This is a genomic window from Leptolyngbya sp. ST-U4 (genome assembly GCF_039962215.1).
GTDB lineage: Bacteria > Cyanobacteriota > Cyanobacteriia > Elainellales > Elainellaceae > Leptolyngbya_A.
On record NZ_JAMPKZ010000011.1, the window covers coordinates 67,715 to 93,309 of the forward strand.

The 25,595-nt window shown below is 48.3% G+C and carries 26 protein-coding genes and 1 pseudogene; 17 read left to right on the forward strand and 10 right to left on the reverse strand.

What is annotated here, in order from left to right:
* Positions 1-244: 244 nt before the first annotated feature.
* The 7 genes and pseudogenes from NDA02_RS16685 to NDA02_RS16715 form a co-directional block, all read right to left on the reverse strand.
* A complete protein-coding gene (locus NDA02_RS16685; protein ID WP_348255343.1) occupies positions 245-652 on the reverse strand; it encodes a hypothetical protein in 408 nt (135 codons plus the stop codon).
* A gap of 157 nt (positions 653-809) precedes the next feature.
* Positions 810-1,637, reverse strand: a complete 828-nt coding sequence (locus tag NDA02_RS16690) for an NADPH-dependent oxidoreductase (RefSeq protein WP_348255461.1) — start codon at positions 1,635-1,637, stop codon at positions 810-812.
* A 193-nt stretch (positions 1,638-1,830) separates the two neighbouring features.
* Positions 1,831-2,055, reverse strand: a pseudogene (locus NDA02_RS16695) (cytochrome P450); the annotation flags it as partial.
* Positions 2,056-2,119: 64 nt separating this feature from the next.
* Positions 2,120-2,638: a TniQ family protein gene (locus tag NDA02_RS16700; protein WP_348255345.1), complete on the reverse strand. Its 519-nt coding sequence runs from the start codon at positions 2,636-2,638 to the stop codon at positions 2,120-2,122.
* 65 nt (positions 2,639-2,703) lie between these two features.
* Positions 2,704-3,657, reverse strand: a complete 954-nt coding sequence (locus NDA02_RS16705; RefSeq protein ID WP_348255347.1) for an AAA family ATPase — start codon at positions 3,655-3,657, stop codon at positions 2,704-2,706.
* An 11-nt stretch (positions 3,658-3,668) separates the two neighbouring features.
* Entirely contained in the window at positions 3,669-5,705 is a 2,037-nt protein-coding gene (locus NDA02_RS16710) for a DDE-type integrase/transposase/recombinase (RefSeq protein ID WP_348255349.1), read from the reverse strand.
* A gap of 211 nt (positions 5,706-5,916) precedes the next feature.
* Positions 5,917-6,114, reverse strand: coding sequence for a hypothetical protein (locus NDA02_RS16715; protein WP_348255351.1), 198 nt, complete (start codon positions 6,112-6,114; stop codon positions 5,917-5,919).
* A gap of 232 nt (positions 6,115-6,346) precedes the next feature.
* Between NDA02_RS16715 and NDA02_RS16720 the strand changes: the two genes are divergently transcribed.
* Positions 6,347-6,583 carry a helix-turn-helix transcriptional regulator gene (locus NDA02_RS16720; protein ID WP_190790985.1) on the forward strand — a complete coding sequence of 79 codons (237 nt, stop codon included), beginning with the start codon at positions 6,347-6,349 and terminating at the stop codon, positions 6,581-6,583.
* Between the two features lie 80 nt (positions 6,584-6,663).
* On the opposite strand, the gene NDA02_RS16725 is transcribed toward NDA02_RS16720, so the two are convergent.
* Complete coding sequence (locus NDA02_RS16725) at positions 6,664-9,312, reverse strand: HEAT repeat domain-containing protein (protein WP_348255353.1); 2,649 nt, start codon at positions 9,310-9,312, stop codon at positions 6,664-6,666.
* Between the two features lie 31 nt (positions 9,313-9,343).
* Here NDA02_RS16725 and NDA02_RS16730 point away from each other — a divergent pair, with 31 nt between their 5' ends.
* The 12 genes from NDA02_RS16730 to NDA02_RS16785 all read left to right on the forward strand — a co-directional run bounded on the left by NDA02_RS16730 (position 9,344) and on the right by NDA02_RS16785 (position 18,362).
* Positions 9,344-9,520, forward strand: coding sequence for a hypothetical protein (locus NDA02_RS16730; protein ID WP_190790983.1), 177 nt, complete (start codon positions 9,344-9,346; stop codon positions 9,518-9,520).
* A gap of 77 nt (positions 9,521-9,597) precedes the next feature.
* Positions 9,598-9,972, forward strand: a complete 375-nt coding sequence (locus tag NDA02_RS16735) for a hypothetical protein (RefSeq protein ID WP_348255355.1) — start codon at positions 9,598-9,600, stop codon at positions 9,970-9,972.
* 97 nt (positions 9,973-10,069) lie between these two features.
* A complete protein-coding gene (locus NDA02_RS16740; protein ID WP_190790981.1) occupies positions 10,070-10,258 on the forward strand; it encodes a hypothetical protein in 189 nt (62 codons plus the stop codon).
* A 433-nt stretch (positions 10,259-10,691) separates the two neighbouring features.
* Positions 10,692-10,997, forward strand: coding sequence for a hypothetical protein (locus NDA02_RS16745; RefSeq protein WP_190790980.1), 306 nt, complete (start codon positions 10,692-10,694; stop codon positions 10,995-10,997).
* A 54-nt stretch (positions 10,998-11,051) separates the two neighbouring features.
* Complete coding sequence (locus NDA02_RS16750) at positions 11,052-11,225, forward strand: hypothetical protein (protein WP_190790979.1); 174 nt, start codon at positions 11,052-11,054, stop codon at positions 11,223-11,225.
* 870 nt (positions 11,226-12,095) lie between these two features.
* Positions 12,096-12,539, forward strand: a complete 444-nt coding sequence (locus NDA02_RS16755) for a hypothetical protein (protein WP_348255357.1) — start codon at positions 12,096-12,098, stop codon at positions 12,537-12,539.
* Positions 12,540-13,020: 481 nt separating this feature from the next.
* A complete protein-coding gene (locus NDA02_RS16760; RefSeq protein WP_348255359.1) occupies positions 13,021-13,515 on the forward strand; it encodes a hypothetical protein in 495 nt (164 codons plus the stop codon).
* Positions 13,512-14,324: an ATP-binding protein gene (locus NDA02_RS16765; protein WP_348255360.1), complete on the forward strand. Its 813-nt coding sequence runs from the start codon at positions 13,512-13,514 to the stop codon at positions 14,322-14,324. The genes NDA02_RS16760 and NDA02_RS16765 overlap by 4 nt, the downstream gene beginning before the upstream one ends.
* On the forward strand, positions 14,324-15,355 hold the full coding sequence (locus NDA02_RS16770) for a metal-dependent hydrolase (RefSeq protein ID WP_348255362.1): 1,032 nt from the start codon (positions 14,324-14,326) through the stop codon (positions 15,353-15,355). The genes NDA02_RS16765 and NDA02_RS16770 overlap by 1 nt, the downstream gene beginning before the upstream one ends.
* Positions 15,345-16,460 (forward strand): ATP-binding protein, encoded by a 1,116-nt coding sequence (locus NDA02_RS16775; protein WP_348255364.1) that lies wholly within the window; start codon positions 15,345-15,347, stop codon positions 16,458-16,460. The genes NDA02_RS16770 and NDA02_RS16775 overlap by 11 nt, the downstream gene beginning before the upstream one ends.
* Entirely contained in the window at positions 16,457-17,395 is a 939-nt protein-coding gene (locus NDA02_RS16780) for a hypothetical protein (RefSeq protein WP_348255366.1), read from the forward strand. Before NDA02_RS16775 ends, NDA02_RS16780 begins: the two co-directional genes overlap by 4 nt.
* On the forward strand, positions 17,331-18,362 hold the full coding sequence (locus NDA02_RS16785) for a hypothetical protein (RefSeq protein WP_348255368.1): 1,032 nt from the start codon (positions 17,331-17,333) through the stop codon (positions 18,360-18,362). Before NDA02_RS16780 ends, NDA02_RS16785 begins: the two co-directional genes overlap by 65 nt.
* Here the strand turns inward: NDA02_RS16785 and NDA02_RS16790 are convergent.
* Both NDA02_RS16790 and NDA02_RS16795 read right to left on the reverse strand, forming a co-directional pair.
* Positions 18,336-19,187, reverse strand: a complete 852-nt coding sequence (locus NDA02_RS16790; RefSeq protein WP_348255369.1) for a glycosyltransferase family A protein — start codon at positions 19,185-19,187, stop codon at positions 18,336-18,338. The two genes, NDA02_RS16785 and NDA02_RS16790, sit on opposite strands and share 27 nt — an antisense overlap.
* 80 nt (positions 19,188-19,267) lie before the next feature.
* Positions 19,268-19,906 carry a hypothetical protein gene (locus NDA02_RS16795; RefSeq protein ID WP_348248348.1) on the reverse strand — a complete coding sequence of 213 codons (639 nt, stop codon included), beginning with the start codon at positions 19,904-19,906 and terminating at the stop codon, positions 19,268-19,270.
* 81 nt (positions 19,907-19,987) lie between these two features.
* Between NDA02_RS16795 and NDA02_RS16800 the strand changes: the two genes are divergently transcribed.
* The 4 genes from NDA02_RS16800 (at position 19,988) to cas8a1 (ending at position 25,583) form a co-directional block, all read left to right on the forward strand.
* Positions 19,988-20,569 (forward strand): thermonuclease family protein, encoded by a 582-nt coding sequence (locus NDA02_RS16800; RefSeq protein ID WP_348255370.1) that lies wholly within the window; start codon positions 19,988-19,990, stop codon positions 20,567-20,569.
* Positions 20,570-20,988: 419 nt separating this feature from the next.
* Positions 20,989-21,645 (forward strand): type I-MYXAN CRISPR-associated protein Cas6/Cmx6, encoded by a 657-nt coding sequence (cas6, locus tag NDA02_RS16805; RefSeq protein WP_348255372.1) that lies wholly within the window; start codon positions 20,989-20,991, stop codon positions 21,643-21,645.
* On the forward strand, positions 21,646-24,048 hold the full coding sequence (gene cas3 / locus NDA02_RS16810) for a CRISPR-associated helicase Cas3' (RefSeq protein WP_348255374.1): 2,403 nt from the start codon (positions 21,646-21,648) through the stop codon (positions 24,046-24,048).
* Positions 24,036-25,583, forward strand: coding sequence for a type I-MYXAN CRISPR-associated Cas8a1/Cmx1 (gene cas8a1, locus NDA02_RS16815; RefSeq protein WP_348255375.1), 1,548 nt, complete (start codon positions 24,036-24,038; stop codon positions 25,581-25,583). Before cas3 ends, cas8a1 begins: the two co-directional genes overlap by 13 nt.
* Positions 25,584-25,595: the final 12 nt, after the last annotated feature.

Sequence of the window (25,595 nt, forward strand, 5' to 3'; positions counted from 1 at the left end):
CAAGGAGCGGATTGCTCACCTGCGCCTTTTGTATTGTTCCCCTCGATCACCAAGGACGCGATCGAGACTGATGGGGTCGAGGATGCGCTAGGAGCAATTGGGTTTTACTCACGGCATACTGCGGATAGAACTGAGCGAACTGGAGCAGTGACGGTTTACGACTCAAGTTCAACGACAGATTGCCAATCCAGGAGTGATCATAACCCGTCTGTTTAGGCTGAGTGCCTTTCAAGCCATAACACCCCTATAGGAAAGGAATGCCGATCCTGATTCGCTGTTGTCCCTGACCCAATCGGTTTAAAATTTCTACCCCAAGCGATCGGTCTGAATCACCGAATAGCCGCACCTCAAGTTGAGCAGCGGGGGGAGCGGAATCCTGGGCTATAGGATTGGCGGGGTTAGCCTGCTGAGGATGCGCTGGCTCGCTTGGGGAATCAGGTGTTGGAGCGAGAAGCGAATTGGAGTCCCCTACCTCTCCGCTAACCGATAGGTCGATTCCCACTCCAGCCCCATCACTCATACCAGACTGGTCGAATCCTGAATCTGCAAACTCTGCACGAGCGGCGCTTCCGATCCCCAGGCTGCCCCACAGAAGGAGTGCAACGGTTCCCAGTTTTGTCATTTCAGCGAATCGAATGATTGGCTTGTTCATATGCCACCTCCGGATACCTGAATTGCCCGTATGACTGCTATTGCTAGGGTAACGCTTCTGGGCAGCAGAGTGAACCGAAGCTTTGTAGGTTTCTATGGATAGGGGCTGTGATCGCATGTAGCTGTCGGAAGGATTACAAATGCAGAGTTAACCTTATCTACCGCAGGGGAAAACCAAGACGCTGGAGGATCTCTTTCAAACGATCGCGTCCATTTAACGCCTGTGCTGTTGCAACTCGCTTGAGGGAATGCTCCACCCAGTCACCAGCTACGTTCATCTGCTGTGACTCGTAAAACTGCTGCATGACTTCGTTGTACTGGGCGATCGCCTCTTCCTGCCGTGCCAAGTTGTATGTTTCGCGGTGCAGGACAGCTGCTTGCGGCAACCGAGGTTTGATGGCAGCCGGTTTTGCCTCATCAGGATAGCCGACACATAACCCAAAGACGGCAAACAGGTGAGGCGGCAGTTGGAGCGTTTCGGCAACCGCTTCAGGATGATTTCGCATTCCGCCAATATAGACTGTGCCTAACCCTAGCGATTCAGCAGTAAGCGTCGCATTTTGGGCTGCCAGAGCGGCATCGATCGTGGCGGTCAGAAACATCTCCAGGTAATCTAACCCCTCCGCAGGTAACCCTTGCTCCTGAGCAAGATGATGCAGCCGTGCCAGGTCAGCTAGCCAGACCAGAAATAGGGGACACTGGCGGATATGTGCCTGATTGCCTGCAAGTTGAGCAAGCTTGTCTTTCCGTGTTGGGTCTTCGATCGCAACCACGCTCCAGGTTTGCAGATTCAAGGAACTTGACGCAGCTTGAGCCGCTGCAACCAGCATTTCGAGTGTATTTGGCGGTAGGGCATCGGGTCGGTAGGCACGCACAGAGCGGTGAGACAGTAGCGTCGTCAACGTCTCGTTCCAGAAGGGGTCTGGATTGAACAGGCTCATGCCATAGCGAGCTTGAAGCAAGTCAGTTGGGCTGGGTGGAGTCATGGGTAGCAGCACGGGTGAACGGAACACAGGTATGGTAAAGCAGGACGCTTTGCTTCTGCATCGATCGCTTCGCGCAGTCGCCTTCGGCGGATAGTACTCCCTCAGTTCAATGAGTGCTGGAGTGGTTGATTTATCTCAGCAGAAGTCACCCTGATGCCAACCGTTCAGCCTAATCCTGCACCTTCTACTAGGGCTACTGAGCGATAAAGTGAATAGCTCCTTTCGGCGCGATCGTCACGCCGCGTCGAACCAAGACAACCGGAGCTTGATCAACCAACCTCAAATCGTGCTGAGACAAAATCGTTGTCAGTACCAGCTTCATCTCGAACAGAGCAAAGGCGGCTCCGATGCAGCAGCGATTGCTACCGCCAAACGGCAAGTATTCATAAGGGGAAAACTGTCGCTCCAGAAAGCGATCCGCCGAAGGCGGCTGCGCGAAGCGGTCGGGGTTACACTCGTCGTAGTACAGCAGTTAAGCAAACTCAATAGCTTTTTTGCTTTTTTGCCATTGCTGAGTAAGGCATTCCGCATCTCTTACAGGCTAAAACGGTTATCTTGCCAGGAATTGGGAATAGCTCTCCGCATTTCGGATCAGGGCACTTTGATAGTAGGCGAAGCCGATGATGTTCGCACCCCTCCGTCGATTTGTACTGCCAACTCATCCGGTGATATGGACTTTCGGTATAGCAGGCAGCACAGATTCGGATTGTGTCGGGTGACACGATCGGCTCGTTCGCAGGCGGAAACATGAGCAGTAACCTGTCTACTCCCAGATCCATTAGCTTGTCTATCTTTTGTAATTCCCAGCGAGTTGGAAATGGATTCAAGTAAAACCTCTCCCATCTCCACAGCGTTTTACCCAGCCTTAACCGCTTTCCCAGAGTGTAAGTATCGATACTTACAACCTCTTGGCGGCACCAACGCCCAAGGTAGCTGCTAATGCTTTCACCGCTATATGGTGAAAGATAAACAAGCGAACGTTCTTCTTCACTGCTCATCATCTTTATGAACAAGACCTTTAATTAATCCATCATCAACGCAGAAACTAGCATTGCAGTGACTTCGTCTAAAGTTTGGCTACGGGTTGGTTGCAGAAACCCAAAGCAGCAGAAACATTCTGAGCATTGATCTGTGCTTTAGGATGATCAATTTTCCAAATCGCAACCTCACGAAGGTTTTCATAAAGCACTTGCAGTTGCCCTTCAGAAGCATTAGCCAAAACCCGAATAACATCATCGTCTGAGGTCAAACTTATTGGCTTTGTCCAGTTTAATCTTTCCTCCCATTCTTGAATTACCGTTGCTACGTTCCCTAAGTCAAGAGTGCTGTAGGAATGCTGCTTTAAAAAGGTGTTGTAAATAGTTAAATATTCCTTTTTCTTAGGATTTTTGGCATCAATGATATCGTTAAGATAAGGAGAACCAGTAAGGACAACAGAAATATTTAGCCTCTCTCTGATTCTTACAAGTTCATTGAATGCTTTAAAGGATAATAAATCTGCATTATTGACAAGTAGCTGCTTAACTCCACGCGACTTAAGAGTCCCCCAAGTGCGAGAACGTAATTGCCGTAAATGACCACAATCGAGTGGGTTAACCAAAAAGTTTAAGAGTAGTAGAAATAGATCTGTGGGGCTGCCATTTTGCTCGACCTCAATGTATGCGACAGGGGCTGGAGTTACCAGCAAACTACCTCGCCGCTTGACATGGCTGTTTAGATAAAACGTTAATGACTTTTTCAAACCCAACCGATCTGTAGTGGTGATACAGCCGCAAACACCCGCTTCCCACCATTTGTATAGAGTAGTGAACAATTCTTCATCCCTTTCTACTCCAACATAAGGCTCAATCCCACGAAGTTGATCTACTTTTGCTTGTTGCTCAGGCGATCGATTCCTCTGTTTGCCAAGCTTTCGCGCAGGATTGAAAGGAGCGTTGTTGGGTTGTGACGCTCCAGATGATGCTTGGGAGACTTGAGGTTGTTCTTCAGGAGGTTGAACTGCTAAGTTGGACTGGCTCATTTTGGTTTACCTCACCACCTGTCCTCTACAAACTCATCACAATCAGAAACGACATACAAAGCAGGTTTGACCTGAATTTTAGGAAGTTTCGGTGTGGATTGCAAATCCTCAGAAGGCGCTTCGATTAGAGGAGCAGTCTCGCTATTGTATAAAGCAGGTTTGACCCGAATTTTAGAGGGCTTCGGTGTGGATTGTGAATTCTTTGAAGGCGCTTCGGTTGAAGAGGAAGCCTCACTATCTGAGATAGCATCCAAGGTAGCATTTGAGGGGGAAGGACGTGGAGGATATAACTGCACTACCTTATCGGAATGTTCAGATTTTTTGGTAATGCGGTTATTCTCCTTCTTCCGCCGTCCCTTCAATGTTTTAGATTGCTCAACGGAAGACATGTACAGGTCCCGTTGTTGAGCTAGGATAGACGACTGGTCAATCGCTTTACCCTCCCTACGCATTTGAGCCTTTCGGTCCTCCCATTCCTTCAGAGATAGCCGCTCCTCCGTCAGGTCTCTAGCCCTGATTGTGCCTAAGAATTTAGATGGTTGGTCATTTTCCTCAACCGTGTAGACAAGAACATAAATAATGTTAGTTGGATTGTATCGAACTAGAACCTTCTTACCTTCATAATCCTTGAGAAAGTTTGCTTTCTTGTCATATTGCCAATGTCCATCCTGATCTCGGCTTAAACTCGCTGTGTAGACTAGCTTCTCAAAGTTAATGCATCCTCGCTCCTCAACTTTGCGTGTAGTCGTTTTCATCAAGCAAAGGTCAAGTTCTCGCTCACTTGCAGGCATCTTAGGCTGACTACCTAATAAACCTGCTTTCCATCTCATTAAACGAGTTTGGTTTGGAACCTTAGGGTAGAGATGTTGATTATGATGATCCACAAAATGCCGCACTAACTTACGGTCATAGTCCTCAAAAACAATGCAGGCGTACTTTTCGGCATCTTCTGGGCGCTCCTTCAGGCTTCCTCCTTTGAAGCCGAGCATTAATGCCGCAAATTCAGTCTTTAGTTCCAAAAACAGACGCTCTACGATTCCACCCTGTTCTGTGTAGAGCCGAAGACGCAACTTGATGCCTAAATCTGATGCAATGTGCTTCAAGTGCGCTGATTTAAACTCTTTAGCACGATCGGTAACAATGTACTCAGGAAGACCACAAACTTCCCACTCCTTTTGGAGTTGATACTCAGGTCCGTAATACTTCTGCAAAATAGCATGACGGAGTGCCAAAGCAACTTCATGAGAGCCAGCAGAGTCAAAGCTGAGATGATACCCCATTACACAGCCTGACCAGGTATCAATCACCGCTGTAATCCAGACAGAGCCAGCAAGATCACCTTTTTCATCCGAAAGCAAGTTATCTAATCGGGTGTGATCAATCTGCCAGACTTGGTTGCTGCGGATAACCTCAATATCTTCTTCAACCCATTTGCCGTCTTTCTTCCCACTTGTAACCTTAATAATGATTCCAGGTCCCTGTCCTGGATTACGAACCTTCCGATTCTTCTTCTCAATGAGGGGTTCCAGAATTTTGTATACAAACGGATGTGAAGGGTACTCACCCTGTTTTAACCCTAGTTCTAATTCAGCATAGCTCTTGACCTGATTGTTCACAAGGTTTGGGGTCATGCCCAACTTAGCTTTGATGCCGTCGTTGTAAGTTTTTAGAATAAATTCAGTCCAATACTGAATAGAGTGCTTCCAGCGTTTGTTACCTTTGATCTGTCCTGCATCAGAGCGGGTAGCTCTGGCGATCGAGGCTAGCCCTTCTTTTTCAGCCTTCTCCAGCCACCGTGTAATTGTTCTAGGGTCTTTCTCTAATCGGTCTGCCCACAACTGAATTTTCTCCTGCTTGCGATCGTCAGATGCTTGGTTGATGTCTTCGATCGCCTCGATCTTCCGCATCACCTCCCTTCGCTTATCCAGATCCTCGATAAGCTCGATCAAAATCTTATGGGCAGGTTGCTGATCTTCCTCAACAAGTGCTGTTACTCCAGATGGGACGGTGGGTAACTGGTCAGCAGACAAGGTTTTAAGGTCTTCCATAAGCTAAACTGATATGCCCTGGAGGAAAACTGAAAAATGGCAATTATCAGTTTAAACCGTTTTTAAGTGCTTCACGAAAAAAGGCAAATAGCTGTTTAAATTTTTTGAGAATATAAAAACCCATCAGAGAAGTCTAAAACCCTTGCTAGACAGTTATTTCGGGCTATACTTTTACGCTGACACTAAGTCTTTAAACTCGACAAATAGCTCTTTAATGGACAATTCGATAAATGGCAGTGGGGCTAAGCTGCTGCAAAATTCGCAAATGAGCTTCGGCATCAGGACGACGACGCAAACGCGCCACAATTTGAGTTTGGGCATTGGGTAGGCAGCGAACCACACACCAAGGATTGAGTTGATTGTAATAAGACATGGCAAATGAGGACGATCGCAGCAAAGACGATCGCATAAAGTTTGTAAGCGAAACTGTGACCAATCGAAACCGAGCAGATTAGGACGAACGCAAATTACCCGTCGATCGACTGGTGCAAAGTATCTGTGAGTGGTTGAAATGGTGAGAAACTATGAAGACGTAGGCGTTGCGACTACTTCACCTACGCTCTCGTTGACTCTTCAATCACTATAAACTGCTTATAGTTCTGAGTCAACTGCTTATATAAGCTGTTTATAAAGCTGTTGCAATGACCGAGGTACAAGAACCAGAAAAGGAGTCACCCCTCAAGAAGCGTCGAGATGAACTGGGCTTGACTCAACGAGATGTTGCAATAGCAATTAACGTATCCGTGCAGACGGTCAGCAATTGGGAAACGGGGCGATTCAAGGAGGTTCGCTTGACGCTACCTCAAGTTAAGGCACTTTGCCGAGTGTTGCAGTGGTCGATCGATGATTTACCGGATGACTTTAGACCGGAAGATTGAAGGGACGATCGTTTCCCTATTCTTCCTCAAAATCGATCGCCCTACACTTTTAATTATTTGAGCGCAGTAGTTCAACGAGTTTACTCCCTTAAGATGTTCCACAGTGCTGTAATTCCATGAGAGACATACTCAGATTCCTGATTTTGATCGATCCATTGTGCAAGGGCGATTGTTGTGGGATTAGGGATAGCAGTAGAACCCAGAGCTTTACCTAATTGTCCCAATGCCCAAACTGCACTAGAACGTACAAGAAAGCCTTCATCCTTGAGCAGGAGTAGCAAAGCAGCCACCACTGATTCTGATGCTTGACCTAGCTCTCCTAACGCCCAAGCTGCACTATAACGTACCCTAGACTCTTCATCCTTGAGCAGGGGTAGCAGAGCAGCCACCACTGATTCTGATGCTTGACCTGACTCTTGTAATGCACTCGCTGCACTAGAACGTACAAGAGACTCTTCATCCTTGAGCAGTAAAATTAATTGCTGCACAGCCTCTTCCGGTTTTCCTAGAGCAGCCCGATATCGGCTCAATCGAACTTTGTCGATCGCTTCACCAACTGCTTCTAATTGCTGTAAAGCTAGTGCTTCATAACCTGTTTCGCTCAAGCTGCACAAAACCTTAAAGACGCGACGCTGAATAACATCAGGAACAAGTGGTGAACGGTTTGCCTCTAGCTCAACTAATCCTTTCAAAATTTCTTGAACCAGGCTTTCGTCTGTAACCTCGATGTTTTCGGCTAAACAGATTCCTGCAAACAGAAGATTGCGGTGCAGCCATTGCTCATAAGGAGTGGGTTGGTTAAAAATCTCCTTCAGTATCTTTGCTGGATTACTGCGTTTCTGCTGCGCGATCAGCAAAAGCAAGACTTCTCGCCAGTGCGGATCGTGAAGGTGATCTTGAATATGTTCCAACACCACCTCAAAGTCTTCTTCCTGTCGATCGCGAATCTCCTGCGTTGTCAAATATTCCTGAAAGGTTTTGTGGACAAACGCATATCGATCGCGCCCCTGCTTGCTGAGAAGTCCGGCTCGATCGCCAATAATCCGGTCTAAAAAGCGTTTTGCCTCGGCTTTGGCTTGGTGTCGATTAACTTTCTTCATCCTCTGAGTATTCATTTCCTGAATATATTGAGCCAACTGATCAAGGAGTTCATCGCGATCGATCAGCGTGCCGCCTTCGTTGTCGCCTGTGCCGCCCTGCGAGTGAATCCAGTATGCCAACCGCTCCATTAACCGCCGCAGATCGTCAAGCTCTAAATATTCCAAAATCTCGTGATTGCTCAGTTCCTTATTCGCATCCCACGATGTGAGCAATGTATTCACAGCTTTGTCATACAGCTTATGGCGTTCCTTCGGCAAAACCGCCTGATAGCGATGAATCAGCGCAATGATCGTGAGCAGCAACGGATTACGCGCCAGTAGTTTGATGCGATCGCTCTCCGCAAGGGCTTTCCTCAGACTTTCTTTTCGTCGTTGTGCCTCTGCTTTTGTGGCAAAGCGGCTCTCATACCAGTGGTCAATAAACGCCTGAATCTGATCGTCGTCAAACGGCAAAATCTCATAGTGCGGAAACTCATCGGTGCGAAAGAAATCGGGTTTATAGCCTGCCGGACGAGAGGTAATAATCGCAGGATTGCGGCGATGGGTTCCCAAAAAGCTCTCAATTCGCTCAACCACCTTATAGCGTCTTGCCTCTTCTGCCACCTCATCCAATCCATCCAGTAAGATCAGTGCTCGCCCATCCTTCAGCCAATGCTCAAAAAACTCTGGCGGCAGTTCAAGCCCTAAATCTGCCTTCACCATCTGTCGTGCATACTGCAAAATATTGATTTCAGGCTGCTTCATCAGATCGCGAATCTTGATTAGAATTGGCAGCCAATCCACCGTTTTGTCTAGCCCTACAAGTTCCGGCTTGCCCTGCGCTAGCATCACTGCACAATAGCTCATTAACGTTGTCTTGCCAGAACCAGGGGCACCCAACAGCACCACTCGCTGAACTTGAGACGGCTTCAATAATTGAGCCGCTGAAATCTTGGGCTGACTGGTCTGCCTGCTGGCAAAGCGCGATCGATTTCGCTGCTCCCAAAGAAGCTGAGCCTGTAAATCTCCCTGGACTTCTAGCGGCAAACCTTGTTCTAAAAAACTGAACTCCGTTTGTGCTTTTCCCTGCACATTGGGCATCACAAAAATTTCAGCTAACTTTTCGGCTCGTTCAATCTCCTGCCCTTCAACTGCAATTCCCGCAAACCGGACATCATCAAAGCAATGAATGAGCTGTTCAAAGTATCTTTCCTTTGCTACCTGGAATTTGAGGTAAGAATTAGTCTGCTCAAAGTAGGTGCTGGTAAATTCTTTGATCCAAGGCATTACTCGGCTTTGAATCAATTCAACATTTTTCTGCTTCGCGACTTGCAAAAACTTCTTTTCCAGAAGGGCATTATCCGGCATTCCTGCCCCTGTTAAAGGTTTCTGTAGCTCTGCCTGAACTCCTGAATCCTGAAAAAACTGATGCAGAAATTTTGGAATAAAATCTGGCTCATATTTAGAGAAAAGACGATGCCCCGGAGGTTGCTTTTCCTCTTGTGCCTGAGCCATTACCATGCCCTCCCGTAGGGCTTTTTCCAATTCAGTCGGGTTGAGCTTGCTATGAACTGCTTTAAATAATGCAGGTGCAGCTTTTATCGCAACCGGACTCAGCAATCTGACAAGGGCAGCAGTTTCAAGAGTCATACAGGGCAAAACTCATGCTTTGAGCCTCATTATGGCTCATCCATCAGGCATGGTGAAAAGACGCAAAGCCAATGCAGTGAATTGCAAAAGCAATGTCACTCATCACAATCCTTCTGTAACCAGCCGCAAAGCCAATGCACCCGATCGCAATCCTTCGGTAACGCCTCACAGTCTTAATGCGATCGATCGCAATCCTTCTGCAACTTAACCTATTCTCAGTACGATCGTTAAACTTCTTGTTTCAATGGGCACATTAAATATGTAAATAATTACTGAAGGTGCACTATGCCTAGCCCAGATACCAATCGTCGCCTCACCCCTGCTGTGCTCAATCAAGATGTCGATGCCTTTAACGGTTATCGCACGATCGTGGGTTACAGCACCAAACGTTTCAACGCCACACCCGAAGCCTTGCAGCAGGCATATCAAACCATGCTGGCACAGCAGCAAGCCGAAACCGAAAAGCTAGCCCTGTATCGAGCAGCTTCTGACGCAGCACGACTGGCAGAATGGGAATTTCACAACGCAGTGCTGGCAATGAAAGAAGTCGTCAAAGGGCAGTTTGGCTCAGACAGCAACGAAGCGCAATCTGTCGGTCTGAAAAAGAAATCCGATCGCAAGCGTCCCACTCGTCAAAAAGTGACACCAATCGCAAGTTAGTACAGCCAAACCAAAGAAAGCGATCGCCCCTCAACTTCCCAATCCCGACTCTGCTTAATTGCCGCTCGATCTCCCAAGCTCCCTGCTCTGGATTCAGTTGATTACTATACTTCCAGGCAACACAGATAAGGGAATCAAAGCCGTTGCTGATCCGATTCGGGCGATCGCCTCCAACAACAGCAAGGGCAAACATCGCCAAGGGAGAAGCGATCGGGACAGCGAAACAAACTGCTCAGCACCAGAGTACGAGATGCCGATCGAAAACTGTTTGAGCTGCTTATGCTAGAAAACGGGAGCCAACTTATTCGGTCCGCTTCAGAAAGTGAGTGAGTTGTTCTACCAGTAATCAGCTAAGGCTCAATAAATAAAAGGTAAATCAAGACTGATGCGGAATGGCAAGAGATTGAACTGCTGCTCCCGCCTAAAAAGCCGTTGGGGGCTTTACCGTGTTTGTGAGTGGTGGGATGACTACAGAGCAGGCATTCCATAGGTCTTGCTTAAAAGTAGAGCCACTTTACCTAACCCACTACAGTCTGATGCACTACCTAGTATTCCAGTGCAGCATTCGGAAGAGAAATCAACTGTGCTTTGCCTGCTAGAATCTTGAAGGAATTACCATTATTGCCTGTCCTACAGTGAAGCAGAAACGCTCAAAATTCCTGCTACTATCTCTACTGAATTCCTTAGCCGATTTTGATGGGGAGCTATCTGAGGAAGCAGTGAGACTATTGGAGGAGTTGAAAACCCGATCGCATAGCCTTCCTCCGCTCTATGCCGATGTTTTTGCCCTTCCTTATTCAGCAACCTGTGCCGACCTGGTTAATCGCATCATGTCTCTTTCCCAAGAGCAGATTGCCGTTGCCAGTTATGCATTTCAAGTTTTTCGCTACTATGAGCAGATTTTGAAGGCGAACCCTGGTGATGGGTCACCCCAACAGCAGGCGGCTTACGAGTCGCAGGTAGAGCGGATTCGCCTTTCAGTGGCTCGAACGAAAGCAGCGTTAGCGGAATCCCTTGGGAAATAGCTGGAAGAAACACTACAATAAACAGCTAGCAATCATCAGGAAGCAACTATTGCTATGCCCTCCCTTAGCCGTCAGCAATCCGATCGCCTTGTTCACAACGTTACAGCCATTGAGCAATTATTAGCCGAGGTGGATGACGAAGGAGCCGAGGAGATTTTAGATGAACTCTATATGCTCATCACCAAAATTCTCGAGCAGTTTCCGCAACTGGATAAAGATGAGGATTGAGGCTAGATCAGACTGGAAGGATTGATTTCTCGTTGGGACTCATCGGCTGGATTTTAGCTTTTGAGACCATAAGCTGAGCAATCGTGCAGTTATGAACCCATAAAGTGAGCAATCGTCCCATAGAGCTGAAAGGCGAGAAGCTGTCGCAATCGCCTGTCCCAAGTGAGGCAGGTTGAGACGCAAGAAACTTTTGGGATTTAGAAACGCTAGAAACAGAGCACTAGCAGAACAGCAACACTTCTCGTACTGAACTACGGTTCCGTACTGAAAAATCTTAATGCGGGTTGAAAGAGAGCACTACGTTGACATTCTTAGACGACACTAATTTGTCACCACCGATTAGACGACACTAATTTGTCTCAAAGACACTAATTTGTCATGAGCGACAACAATTTGTCACCGATGACATTTAATTAGTCACTGTACATTAGGCGATGGACACAACTGGACTCGAACCAGTGACCCCTACGATGTCAAGGTAGAAGCTAAAGACCTGAAATACTTGCTGGGTAAAGATTAGAATTTTATTGGTAGCTGGTAGCGACCATCTGTCTACCTGTAAGTCAAAAATCAGGAGCGTAGCTAGGTTCAATTTTCTACATTCCCCTACTGCTGCAGAACGGGTTTATTTCTTTAGGGATTAGTTCTTGTCCGTGTGTAGTCTAACCTCACCCCTGTTGAAGTTGGTTCTATGAACACTACTCTTCGCTTCAAGCTTCTGACAGTCCTTCTGCTTCCGCTTCTGGCTACCCCGCTTCAAGCCATCAAAGCCACTGAACCCCTCCATCGGTTCTAGCCCAGGCTGTTAGCTCTCAACAAGCACCGGAGACAGAGTGGTATGAGGTCGTGTCTAACGGATTTAGCGTTCTCATGCCCAGCAGACCAATGAACTCGGCAGACAGTCCGCCTCCTCCCAGTGACTCCCCGTTCCGTGACACTCACTTTTTCAGCCTTGATCAAGGAGATCTTGGAGGACTCTACTTCCTGGTGGACATGCCTAGTTCTAATGTTTCAACTCAATACAGTGAATACCAGAGGGAAGCGTTTTTTAACAGAGTTCGAGACCAATTTATTGGCACAGACTATCGATTGCTGAATGAACAATCCCTCTCACAAGATGGCTATCCTGGTCAAGAACTAGAGTCAGAGCAAATAGAGCAATCAGGGCAAGCCGCAGTGGTGGCGAGAACGCGAGTATATTTGACCGATCGGCGGGTGTATCTGTTGCAGGTCACTGGTTCGCCAGAAGTAGTGCATTCGCCAGAGGCGGAACGCTTCCTGAATTCTTTCAAGCGGGTGTCTTCAACCCCTTAAGCTTGCTCTCTGCTCCTCGATCGTCCTAAAGCACAAGAAGCACACAGCCTCGTCTACATGAAGCAGTGATTAATTCCTAATGCAGCTTCAATGAACTCTCAGCTTTATCCGTGAGTTTCCGATTGTTTGCCCCAGCTTCAATTCGTGAACACTGAGGGTAGTACAAAAAGCATTCAGATTCAATGAACTTGTGTTTTTCAACTGATCGTGGTAAGCAGACCCGATCGCGCTTGTTGGCAGCACTCCGAGCAAAAGATGGCTTAACTCGACATGAATTAGTAGCAGCCTCTGGTCTGACCTATGACCAAGTGAGACGGCAAACCAAGAACCTGTGTATCGATGGGGTGATTGAGTCTCGCCTTGATGGAATGGGGAGCCGCCGATATTTTATGAAATCTACAAGATCGTGTCAGTAGTTTCTTGCTTGTGTGTTGGATGAGTTGGTCAGTACCAGTAGGGCATCTCTTGGCTGAAACTCGTTATGACACTGCAACTGAAGAAACCGTTTAGTCGATTGGCTCCACTCATTCATCTGGTTCGCTCTGTCCTACAGATTGTCCGTCAGACAATTCAAGCACGTTCACAGCGAACTCTCACTGCGGCAAGCATTCCCCTAGACCGTTCCATTTCTGCCTCTCCCCCAATCGAAGTACCAGCAGTGCCCGTTCCCATTGAAGCAGAGCCATTCCCAGAAGTGATTGCCGTTCTCCCTACGCCGGAACTACAGCAGCCACTCGATCGACCCACTGAGGGCAGTAGCGCAGAGCGACCCACCGAGGGCGGCAGCGCAGAGCGACCCACTGAGGGTGGCAGCGCAGAGCGATCGCGTCAGGTCGTAGAACTGCTAGAAGAAGCTGATCGCCTGGGATTGATCACCTATCCACAGCTCATGGACTATGTGAAAGCAAAGACTGGGACAGCCTGTAGTCGCCGGACGATCGCAAACTGGAAGCGGGCACGGCAGCCTAGCGAATGAGAATTTATCGTGCTACTGAACAGCGACGCATTGGGGCGGTACTGCGATCAGGGTCTAGTCTGCTGGTCGTGGCAGAGTCCGGTATGGGCAAGTCGGTTTTAGGGGATGCGATCGCCCAGGAACTACAGGAAGAAGGCTATTTACTGGCGATTGTCCAGCCTGCCTCAACCAAACAACTGTTGCTCAAAATAGCGGAGCAGCTTGGTGTAGAAGTAACCGACTTAGAGGGCAAGAATCTGACGACTGCGGGACTGAAGGGAGCGATCGTTGATTTCCTCTCGGCTCAAACGGCTTTCCTTATCTGCGACGATGCCCATCACTTCACCCCAGAGATACGCCGATTCCTGGAGGAACTGCATGAGCGTCATTGTCCGATGCTTCTGCTGGCAACCACACCTCCGGCAAAAGATATCTTCCTGAAACTACCTCGAATCGAACTCAAGCCCCTTCAGGACATTGCCATCCGTGACATCATGGCGGCTCATGCGCTGGAACTGGGGCTGAGTATTGGCACGGCACAGCTAGCAGGACTTCAGCAGCGATGCGGCGGAAATCCCATGCTGGCAAAGCGAGTTATTCAGGAAGAGTACCTGGGCTTAGACGATACCGCCCCTGACCATACTCAATGGATCGATGGCACACCCTATCTCATTGCAGGACTCATGGTTTTCGGCATGGTTCGCGTGATTGGGATTGGTCTAAATTCCACATCGCTTTATCTGATCGGGGGAGTTCTTAGCGTCCTGGTTGGCATTCTACGAATTATTTTCTACTCACTGCCCAAAAAATCTACTCGCCTCGGAAACTGATGCTTAGCGCAACTCATGCAGCATTGGCGATCGCCTCAACTTCGCTTCTTACTGGCACGGCTGACCCGTGGGTATTGGGAACGGCTGCCCTAGCCTCTCAAATTCCTGATGTCGATACCTCTGGTAGTGTCCCCGGCAGAATCTTTCATCTGGTTAGCCGCTGGCTAGAAGCACGGTTTCCCCATCGTTCAGCGACCCATAGCTTCCTGGCGACTGGGCTGGTGGCACTCGTCGGTTTGCCGCTGCTCTTACTTGAATGGAACGGACAATACTGGGGACTGCTGATCGGGTACTGGATGGGTTGGTTTGGCGATGTATTCAGTAAGTCTGGCGTAGCTGCATTCTTCCCCCACCAGGCACGACTCGTGATACCAGGGAACCCCAAACTTAGGCTATCGACTGGCAGTAAGGCAGAATCGATCGTTCTGGGGATAATCGTGCTGGTAGCAATCATTTCCTTCAATATCAACAGTTCTGGCGGCATCATGCGGAGCTTTGATCAGGTACTTGGCTCCCAAAATGGGGCGATCGAAATCTACCAGCGCGAGAGTAGCCGTCATCAAGTCACCGTTTCGATCGAGGGCAGGCATACCATCACCCAGCAGGCAATCTTTGGGAGCTATGAGGTCATTAGTACAGTTGCTGGAGATTTACTCGTTCGGGATAGCCAGGGCAGGTTGTATCGAGTCGGAGACAGCCCAGAGGCACAGATTGCACCAGAGAAGATTCATGCGACTGTAGGAAAACCGATCGCTTTAGTGACAAAGGAACTGCTGCTGCAAGACCAACCTATAAGGGAAGCTGTAGCCCCTTTTGCTCAGCCCAATACGTTCGTTTCAGGCAGGCTGACCATTGACCCACTCGATCGAGATGCAGTAAATCTGCATGGTTCTAAGCAATACTTCCAGCCCATCCAAGAATTTAACGGCAGCGTCGAACTGGAATCCGCTTCACCAATCGAAGTGCTGGCAGCTTTAGGGGAAGTGTACGCCACCGGAAACCTTATTGTGAGGTCAGTTCATGTTCAGTAGTAGCAATCGACGAGAGAAACCCTTACCTCCGGCTGCGGTCGTTCCGTTGAGGCGGTCGGATAGTGTAGTTGGTGAGGATACAAGCGGCGTGCTGTTGGGTTCAGGGGTGCGGTGGAATCCAGAGAAGCTTCCCAATGCTCATATCGTGACGATCGGCGCATCGGGCAGCGGAAAAACACAAACCTTGAAAGGAATTATTTTCGCCCTGCATTCTATATATCCGGCAATGAAAAAAATTGTGATCGACTTTCATGGCGATCAGGATGTCCAGGGTGAGACGTGCTACCCGCTCCACATGGCAAGCCCTTATGGGGTCAACCCTTTGATGATTAACCTCGACCCTGAAGGAGGCGGACCCAGCTTGCAGGCAATCGCTGTGGTTGCAGTCCTAAAGAAGTCTCTTCAGCTTGGCTCTGTTCAGGAAGGAACACTGCTTGATGTTCTGGGGATGTGCTATCAGCAACGGGGTATTAAGCAATTTGAGCCAGCGACTTGGAATCGAGAACCGCCTAATTTTGCAGACGTACAGGCAGAGTTAGAAAGCCGTACCCGTGATGAGCAGCCTTGTAAGGAATCACAGAAGCTACTGCTGAAACTGGCGGCAACGTTCCAGTATGGAGTGTTCTCACGCCCACAGTTGCCCCTGGACGAAACGCTGATTCGGATCGATATGTCGAAATTGCCCCCGGCACTGCAATCGATTGCAGCAGAGGCACTGGCTAAGCAACTGATGGACTCGCACCGTTTGATGGGGGAAATCAAGGGCAAGCTTCCGAGAACGTTTCTCTCCATTGATGAAGCGAAGGAGATGCCGAGAACCAGTAACTCTGCCAGCGATCGGATCATCGCTGATGGCCGGAAGTACGGGCTTGCGCTGGGTCTAGCTTCACAGTCCGAGCGTCATTTGTCCCTCGATGTGATTGGGAACTCTAGCACCAAGATTGTGCTTCCCGTCGATCAAACTGAGGTAGTGAAAGTGGCTAAAAAGTTTCGATTTGCTGAGGGGAAGGTAGCAAATTTACAGCCCCTTCAGGCATTGGTAAGGATGGGAACGGACGCGAAACAGGTTGATATTCTGCCTTACTACGCGAGGGTAGAACAGTGATCAAGCAAGCATTTTGTGCGCTCGTTCTCCTACTGGGGAGCTGCACGGCTCAGGCTCAGTTACCCGTGCCCACATCTACAGCGGTTCCTAGCGTTTCATCTCAGATTGAAACCAGCACGAGACAGCGACTCACGCTGAAACTCACGCTCTCCAGCCCCGATGACCTACTGGTGAAGCAAGGTGATCGTGTTAAGGCAGATCAACCCCTCAGTGATCGTGTTCGTGACCGAGTCCGGCTAGAGGGGCAAAAGCGGCAGCTACAGCTTCAGATCGATCGCCTCAATCGTCCGGTATCAGGTCCACCAGCAGCACAACCCGTTCCCGAAGTTGGAGGCTTGCCCCCTGCAAGTTTTTTAGATGAAGTGGCAGCCGTCGAGCGCCAGAAAGTCACGGTGGCTCAAGCAGAAATGGCAGTCGCAAACCAGCAACGAATGCTCGATATGTTTGAGTCCATGACAGACGCAAACCTTCCAGAAGCAACTATCCCTCACGAAACGGAACGACTGAAGCAGAAGGAACAAGAGTTAGAGGCAGCACGGGCAGAGCTTCAGCTTACAGAAGCCAAACTCGCCCAGGCACAGCAGGAACGCCAGTATCAGGAGTATCAGCACAGCCTTGAGATGAGCAAACGGGCGATCGCCATTCAACAAGCACAGCTTCAACGTGCTGAACAGTTTCAACGTCAGCAGGAGCAGGAACGAGAGCGATCGTTTCAGTTGGCACAGCTAGGGGTGCAGATGCAGCAATTAGAGACGCAGTTAGCCGCACTCTCAACAGTCAGGAGTCCGTATGCAGGCACAATTCAACGGGTTAAGTGGGAAGGGCAGAATGATCAGAATCTTGTGGTTCAGTTGGTGCTGGTTGCCGATAGTGCTGGTAGTTCCCCTGCTGGTGACGACTCCAACAATCGCCCTGTCCCAGGAGGAACCGACTGAGGAAGTCGAAACGGAGCTATCTGAGGAAGTTGAAGCCGAGCTTGCTGAGGAGGAACTGATCGAAACAGAGCCATCTGAGGAACTGTCTGATGATGGGGAAGAGGAAGTAGACCCGGAAACGGTTACGACTGACCCGAACCCTCTTAATCCCGCAGGTGAATCGCTAGAGCAGTTGATTCAGATGCAGGTGAATGAGGATTTATGGTCAGCCATGCGGGGAGAGCTGCCCTGCTTAGAGGCAACAGAACCCTGCGTGAAGCAGCTTCAGGAGATGGCGATCGGCAACAGTACTGCGCTTCAGGCAATTGATGAGCGAATCGAACTGGTGAACGAGAAGATCGACACCGCCAGAGCCAACAACCAGCAGACCATCAATCTCGGTATCTTTGAACCCGCGCTGCAATACTTTCTCAAAATCGAAGATGTCCCTGCCGTTGCGGAAGTACGGGATGCTCAAGGCAATGTCACCACACCCGCTCAGCCTGCCCGTCGCCGGGGATTTCTTGATCGTATCGGCGATATTTTCACAGGTGGCGCACTGACGACGATTAACGATGTTCTCTCATTGATTGGAGTACCGCTCTTTCAGTCGATCGCCGGAGGCAGTCCAGAGCAACAGCAGCGCGAAATTGCGATCGCAGACTTACAAGTTAAAATCGCCGAAATCGAAAACAAGCGAGGGGAACTAGCGACTCAGCTCCGCGAACAGGTGATGCTTCAAGCGTTGGAATTCGATACCATCCGGCGAGAGTTTCAGATCTCTCAAGAAGTGGCTAAACGTGAGACGTTGAGGCTTCAAATCGTAGAGCAGAATTATCGGTTCGCAGTTGGCACAATGGACACACCTCAATATCTGAGGGAGGTTTCATCGCTTGACCAACAGAGAGCTAGTACCTTTCGCGCCTGGTCGCGGCTGCGGACTCAATTAACGCGGGTGAAACTATTGGTGCTTGGGGCGGGTGATTGATAACTCCCACGCTGCAATCCACTTCATCCAGTGCATGATCCAGGCGAAAGTTAGTTTCTCTCGCCAGCCTGGTAGGTTGCGATCGTTCCACACATTTCTGAAGAACCTAACGCCGTAGGGAAGGAAACTGCACCGGGGGAGCTGTGTCCCTGTGAGTGCTGAGAGTTTGTGCTGTGCCCTAATTTGCCGTCTCAGTTTCGTCAGAAGTGCTTTAAGGTGAGGTCGCGCCGGGTGAAAGACGATCGCATTGGCAACATAAGCAAGAAGCCAACCAGACTCATAGACCCGTTGCCCAAATTCCTTGTCACCAAGATTCATCAGGCGATCGTCAAACCCTCCAACTTGCTCAAACACTTCGCGACGAACCAACAAGTTAGCCCCAGCAGCGTAATGATCTCGCGTGATGTAGGTCTCCTGCTGTAGGTAACAAATCGAATCAACGTATTCAGCTACTGTTGGTTTCTTGCCTTTGAAAAAGAATTGAATGTGCCCACCCATTAGCCCTACTTCGGGATGAGTTTCAAACAGTTTCGCACCTTGTTTAAGCCAGTCTACATCAGGTACACAATCAGAGTCAGTGATTGCAATAACCTCTCCTGCTGCATATTGGATGCCACAGTTTCGAGCCGCATTATTGCCTGGAGTTGGCTCGAACAAATAGCAAACATTGGGGAATTTCTCACACACACTGTAAATATTTTCAGTTGAATTGTTATCAACGACGAGAATTTCAAAGTTGCTATAAGTTTGCGATTGTAATGCAGTGAGGCAAAGCTCAAGTCTGAGGCGATCGTTGTAAACCGGGACAATGACAGAGACAAGCATAGACACAAAAAAGGCAATTTGCAGCTTCTAGAGTGCCCATTGCCCAGTGAACTAAAGATTTGGTGTGAGGAGAAAGAAAATTAACTACCGCTCAGCCAGCTTGCAGGAACGTAGAGATTCCCACGACTACAAAGCGGTGGCTGCAAAGCGTCTAGATTGCTAATCGGCTGTGCAGCTTGAGGCTGTCCATCAAAAATGAATTGAATCATCGTTGCAGCCGTGTGCTGATAGGAAGTCGAGTTTGTAAACCTGGCGATTCCACAGGCGTTTGCGGTTGCGTTGCGGTTGCGATCCTGAGGGGTTTGAATCTCAGTGTAAGAGCCAGGAGTACGACCAACGATCACCACATCGCCCGACGCTGTTTTGAAGTTGGCGGGTCTGGCTTCCTGAAACTGTCCACTAGGAAGGCAATCTGGCAGCAGTTGAACGGGTAGCGTCGAAGTATTCACGTCAACCCCACCGACTTTGATCGTGCCGCTGATTGGCGAGGACGGTGAATTTCTCAGAACCAATGCCCCGCAAGCATTCGCTTTATAGTCGCGGCTCCGCAGCATTCCATCGTAAGTCAAGGACATTTGTGCTTGTGGTGATAGCCCTGTGAAGTAAACATTATTTTCAGCATCCCTGAAAAAGGCTGGAATATTTGCCATTGCCGGAGCCGCTGCACTTACAACGATCGCAGCCGCACTCATTAATGCACCAAACCGAGCAAGATTCATAACAACACTCCTCATGAGGGAAGTCTATTTACACGACTGATATTCACCACTTCACTGGGCTGACCATCGAGGAAATACGGAATGCGGCACATTCAGGGATCATTTGCATTAGGGGTTCTGTTGTTGGCGATCGCCTTGATTTCCGTCACGCAACAAACCTCAGCCAATCGCCCGGACTACGACAATCCATCCCCTCGAACATCGCTCCCACCTGAACCAGGGCAGAGTCGAGCGTGGGAAGTTGTGCGGGTCAGCGATGGCGATACCCTCACCGTGCGGTCTAATGGACATGAACAGAAGGTTCGATTCTGTGGGATTGATGCCCCTGAAAAAGCTCAACCCCTGGGGCATGAGGCGAGAGTTTATCTGCAACAGCTTGTTGACCAGGCGGATGGGCGTGTGATTGCCATGGAGACAGACCGCGATCGCTATGGACGGCTAGTGGCGGAGGTGTTCACCCTGACTGAGAACTACGGGGAAGAACGATCGCTGCAAGCAGAGCTGCTCGCTGCTGGACTAGCTTACATATATCCGGCATACATCTCAGACTGTCCTAATGGCAGCGTATTCAAGGAGGCTGAGGCGATTGCTAAAAAGAAGCGGGTTGGGGTCTGGAACGGAAACTATCAACGTCCGTGGGACTATCGGAAGGCGAATCGCTAATTCGTCAAATAAATGCGATTGGACATAGGCAATCAGGTAATAGAGTAGGACCACTAGTACCTTTCCAGCAGCGTAGTATTCTATAGAAAGACATCAAAGTGCCGTAAGGCGTTGAGCACTATTAGATTTCCAAGGTAGGTGAAGCGGGAACAGTGCTGAGCAGTGAGGCTCAACCTACCCTCACTAGCTCCTAACCTTAGATGCCGTCAGGCGATTCAAATTATAGGGATGCATTGACGCTTTGCCTTTTTATCAATTAAGCTATGTATTAAATTTCTAAAGTAGAAGCAACAGTTTTTGAATCGCTCTCCTTATTAAATCCCTTCGGATTGCGTCCTACCCCCAACCCTCCTCCGATACCGTTTCGGTTTTGAGCATTTCAGTCCCTAGTTAATCCTCGTTTTATGGAGATGCTTCGCGTGGCTTCATCCTTAGGCTTTGCCACATCACAGGATGTGGTTACTCCCGTTGAACCGTTTGTTGAACTAAGTTTTCCCATCTACGGGAAGGCTATTCCAGCAGACCATAATTACGCTCTCTTCGCCGCATTGGTAAAAATTGCCCCTGAGATTCGTAATCAGTCTGATCTCAGCATTCTTTCTATTCCTGGCTATGGAGATAAGCAGGGCAAAATTTTATTGACCGATCGATCTTGCATGAGGGTTCGGGTTGCAATTTCTCAAACTCCGTTGGTATATCGTTTTGCTGGGAAGCAGTTAAAACTTGGGGTTCATGATGTTCGGGTTGGGATTCCAGAGGTCTCTACACTGAAACAGGCTGGCAGGCTAAGTGCCAGGATTGTAACGATCAAGGGATTCCTTGAACCAGAATCTTTTATCGCTGCTGCTCAAAGGCAACTGGAACGACTGAGGATTAGTGGAACTGTATCGATTCCAAGAGATCGAAATGATAAATTCTTACGGAAAACCATCAAGATTCAACGGTTTACGGTCGTTGGCTTCACCACAGAAGTTGCAGATTTAAACGACGAAGATTCGATCAGGCTCCAACAATTCGGCATTGGAGGCAAGCGACATATGGGCTGCGGGTTTTTTCTACCTTGTAAGGAAAACTAGATGTTTAAAACCTTACTAGCAAAATCACTGTCTGCTGATGAAGCTAAAAACGATCGCGCACGAGGTGCTGCAAAATTTACAGGCCACATTAGCTTCGTCCTCCAAGCCGCAGATGTTTTAGTAGAAACGCTCGGTGAGACTATTCTGAAGCAATTAGGTTTAGAGCCAACTGTCTCGCTAACCTATTTCGGTAACACCGTCCGGCTAGGCGCTTACTGGCACGACCCAGGAAAAGCGAATGACCATTTCCAAACAATGGTCTATCTAAAAACAATTGATCCTAATACTGGTGATCCAAAGCTCATTGACTACCGAAAGAAGTTGATTTCGTTTTCAAAAAAACATTCAGATCGCCAGATGCTACGGCATGAAGTATTGAGCGGCATCCTTGGCTTATACATTCCGAGTTTTAGGCAGTGGCTTGAACAATGCCCTGACTCTAATTTCATGATCGCGATGTGGGCAGCGATTGGACATCACCTCAAAATTGGCATCGGCGAGAACCGAAAACCTTCTGGAGAGGTCGGATTTATCCCAGACGGAACAGGGGACGAATTAAACATCTACACTCATCATCCTGACTTCCGAGCATTTTTAGAAATGGGCAGTAAGTCTTTGGGCTTACCTACTCAATTGCCAGAATTACCTCAAGAAGTTTGGTCGAAAAAAGAACTGAATATTGCTTTGACGTTGATGCGTCAGGAGTTTCTTGACTTTGAAGCTGGCTTAGATTGGGAACAACAAAAATTTGTTGCTGCAGTGAAAGCGACTGTTATTGCAGCAGACTTAGCTGGTTCTGCCCTGCCGCTTGCTAATGAGGATTTTAAGACTTGGATGCGTGATGTTTTAGCTCTCACGCTAACACAGGATGACTTTCAGGAATTGGTAAATCAGCGACTCCAAGGAAAGCCTCTTCATGAATTTCAGAAGCAGATCGCTCAATCTATCCATCGGACTACTTTAGTTGCAGCAGGGTGTGGAGGTGGAAAAACCATTGGTGCTTATAAATGGGGGCAGAAGCACGCTGAGGGTCGCAAGCTATTCTTCTGTTATCCCACAACAGGTACAGCGTCACAGGGCTTTGTTGACTATGCTGAGGGCACAGACATCGAAGCAGCATTAATGCACTCTCGTGCTGACCTCGATCGGGAGTTGCTTTTCTCGGGCGATTCGGAAGACAGGGATGAATTGGATTCTCGCCTTGTGGCATTTCAGGCATGGCGTAAGAAACTGATCATCTGCACAGTCGATACCGTTCTAGGCTTAATTCAAAACAATCGAAGACCTTTATATGCCTGGGCAGCGATCGCAAACGCAGCCTTCGTGTTTGACGAGGTTCATGCTTATGACAAACGGTTATTTGGAGCCTTATTGAAGTTCATCAAAACGTTTCGGGGTGCTCCAATTCTTCTAATGAGTGCCAGCTTTACGCCGGAGCAACTACAAAAAATCCAAGAGGTTGTGACAGAGCTGGGAGAGGAATGCGACAAACCGATTCAAGGCTCAAAGGAACTAGAACAACTGAAGCGGTATCAGGTTCAATGGCTACCAGAAGTTGATGAACCTGCTCAGGCAGAGGAGTTATGGCATCTTGCAATTGAAGCTCTTTGTAGGGGTGAAAAGATTTTGTGGGTAACGAATTCAGTGCAAACCTGTATTGATTTGTATCGTGAAGCGCAGAGTAAACTTGCTGCACAGTTGCCCGCTCTTAAACCTCTGATTTATCACAGCCGATATCGCTACAAGGATCGACTGAAGAAGCACGAAGCAGTTGTGAATGCGTTCAAGGAAAATCAACCTGTACTTGCGATTACCACCCAGGTTTGTGAAATGTCTCTCGATCTCAGCGCGGACCTTCTAATCTCTGCACTTGCTTCTCCTGCCGCACTTATTCAACGTCTTGGTCGCTTAAATCGCCGTATGACACGAGCAGATGAGGGAACAAGACTAGCCCTTATTTACAACTGGTCTGCTTCACAGCCTTACACGTCTGAGGAATTAGAAACAGGAAAACAGCTCGTCAAGCAGGTTGCCCAACAGACTGCTGTTTCTCAAGAAGACTTAGCCAAAATTGCAGTTCAACTCAACTCACGAACAGAAGAGGAAATCCATTCAAGATGGCTACAGGATAACTGGTGTACCTACCCAGATATGCTCCGTGACGGCGGTGGAACGGTCACCGTTTTGCTTCAGGACGACCTAAGTAAGATTCGAGACGCTGCTGATTTGAAAAAAGCACAAGGAAAAGAATGGACATTTATGCGAGAAGCGCAAGGTTGGTCAGTCCCAATCCGAATCCCAAGTAATTTATCTAAATGGAAGCGGTGTCGCTTCTATCCGATTGCGCCCTCTAGCGAAATCTGCTACTGCGAAGAAACGGGGGCTGAACCATGCAAAAGCTAGAGTTTCACCTTGGAAATCCATCCTTCACACTGCTTCATCGTGCAGGACTTGCTGGTTTGTTCATGACTCTAAAGCAACTTCAAACTGAGAAGGTAACTCCACCAGGAAATTTGATATGGGAGTTGAGTCAACAAAAAGTTCTCCTGCAATGGGAGGGACATGATCAAACGGTATTGGATTGGCTACTCACAGAATCCTTTCAGTTGAACGATGGCTTAATTGCCCTTCGTGCTCTGGATTCCAAAACAATGCGAAAGGATGCTCAAGTTATTGTTCATCAAGGTATTCTCGGCACGTTTTTACAGCATACGAGTACACATAAATCGTCCGGTGTACGCAGTGAATCCTTGCAGTTTGGAGGGGAGGATGCCCCTGAAATTCCTGTTTCCTACAAGATATTAACTCGCTATGTCTACCAGGAGTTCGCAAGTAGCTTATGTGACAAGCAGGGTAAATTTCTAAACAAACCAATCAGCGTTGCAGGTTGGTTAAATCCAGGTGCAGTTGTCCGGCATGTGGCATTCAGTGCAGACACTAGTTTTGAAGAATTGCCCGACAATGCTTTTGTTCTGCTGTTCGCTCCTATTGCCTGCTACTACTACAATTTGCGATCGCGCTTTAGAGACAAACGAGCACAATATGCTTTAGTTGTTCCTGAAGTACAAGATCTAGAGCAATATTCCGCCTATCGGCGTAATTCTAATCTGCGAGATGCAGCCTACAAAGATTTTTATGCTTATAGTTTAGGCGATGCAGGGCTGCATTTTCTAACCTATGAAACAACAAAATTAGCCAAAACTTTCAAAGTGCCACGCTGCCAAGTGCTGACATTAGGAACCGTGGCATGGGCAACTCAGCAGAAGACGCGCACTGATCTCTATACCGTAGAGGCAGACACAGAGGTTTGCTACAACTATCAGGTTTGTTGCGATCAATTTCCGCCCAGGTTAGTTCAGGGGAAGGATGCCAATTTTGTAGCCATCAGCCTTGCTAGAGAATTAATCACTGATAATCTAGCGCGGTCGAAGCCCTGGTACGTCGGGATTGCGGAGAAGGTCAACAGCAATGAGCTATTTCAAAGATTAGCCTATGAACGAGGAGGACTTTATCAAGTGATTCAAAAGATTCAGTCGGATGAGAGGGAAAAACTTTTTGTCAAGGCTTGTCACGAAGCACTGCGGTTTACTTATGGGAAAGTTGCTGGTAACACAAAAGAAGGAGAAAAGCCGAATTTTGATAAGGTGACAGTGCGAATTAGAACAGGATTGGGACGTTGTAAAAATGCTGCATCTTTCAGAGAATTTATCACCGATTTTTGGTCTAGAGCAGGGAAACTACCGACATTGCAGGCGAATTGGCAAGATTTGATGGAGTTCGTTATGCAAGATAGCCAGTGGAAAAAATCGAGAGATTTAGCATTACTTGCATTGGCAAGCTATCCAGGTAAGGAAGGAAGTAACAGCAATCAAAACTTTGATAGAACTGAGGAAGTTCTAGAGATTCAGGAAGACGCGGAATTTGATTTAGGTTGGTAATTCTTTAGCCTC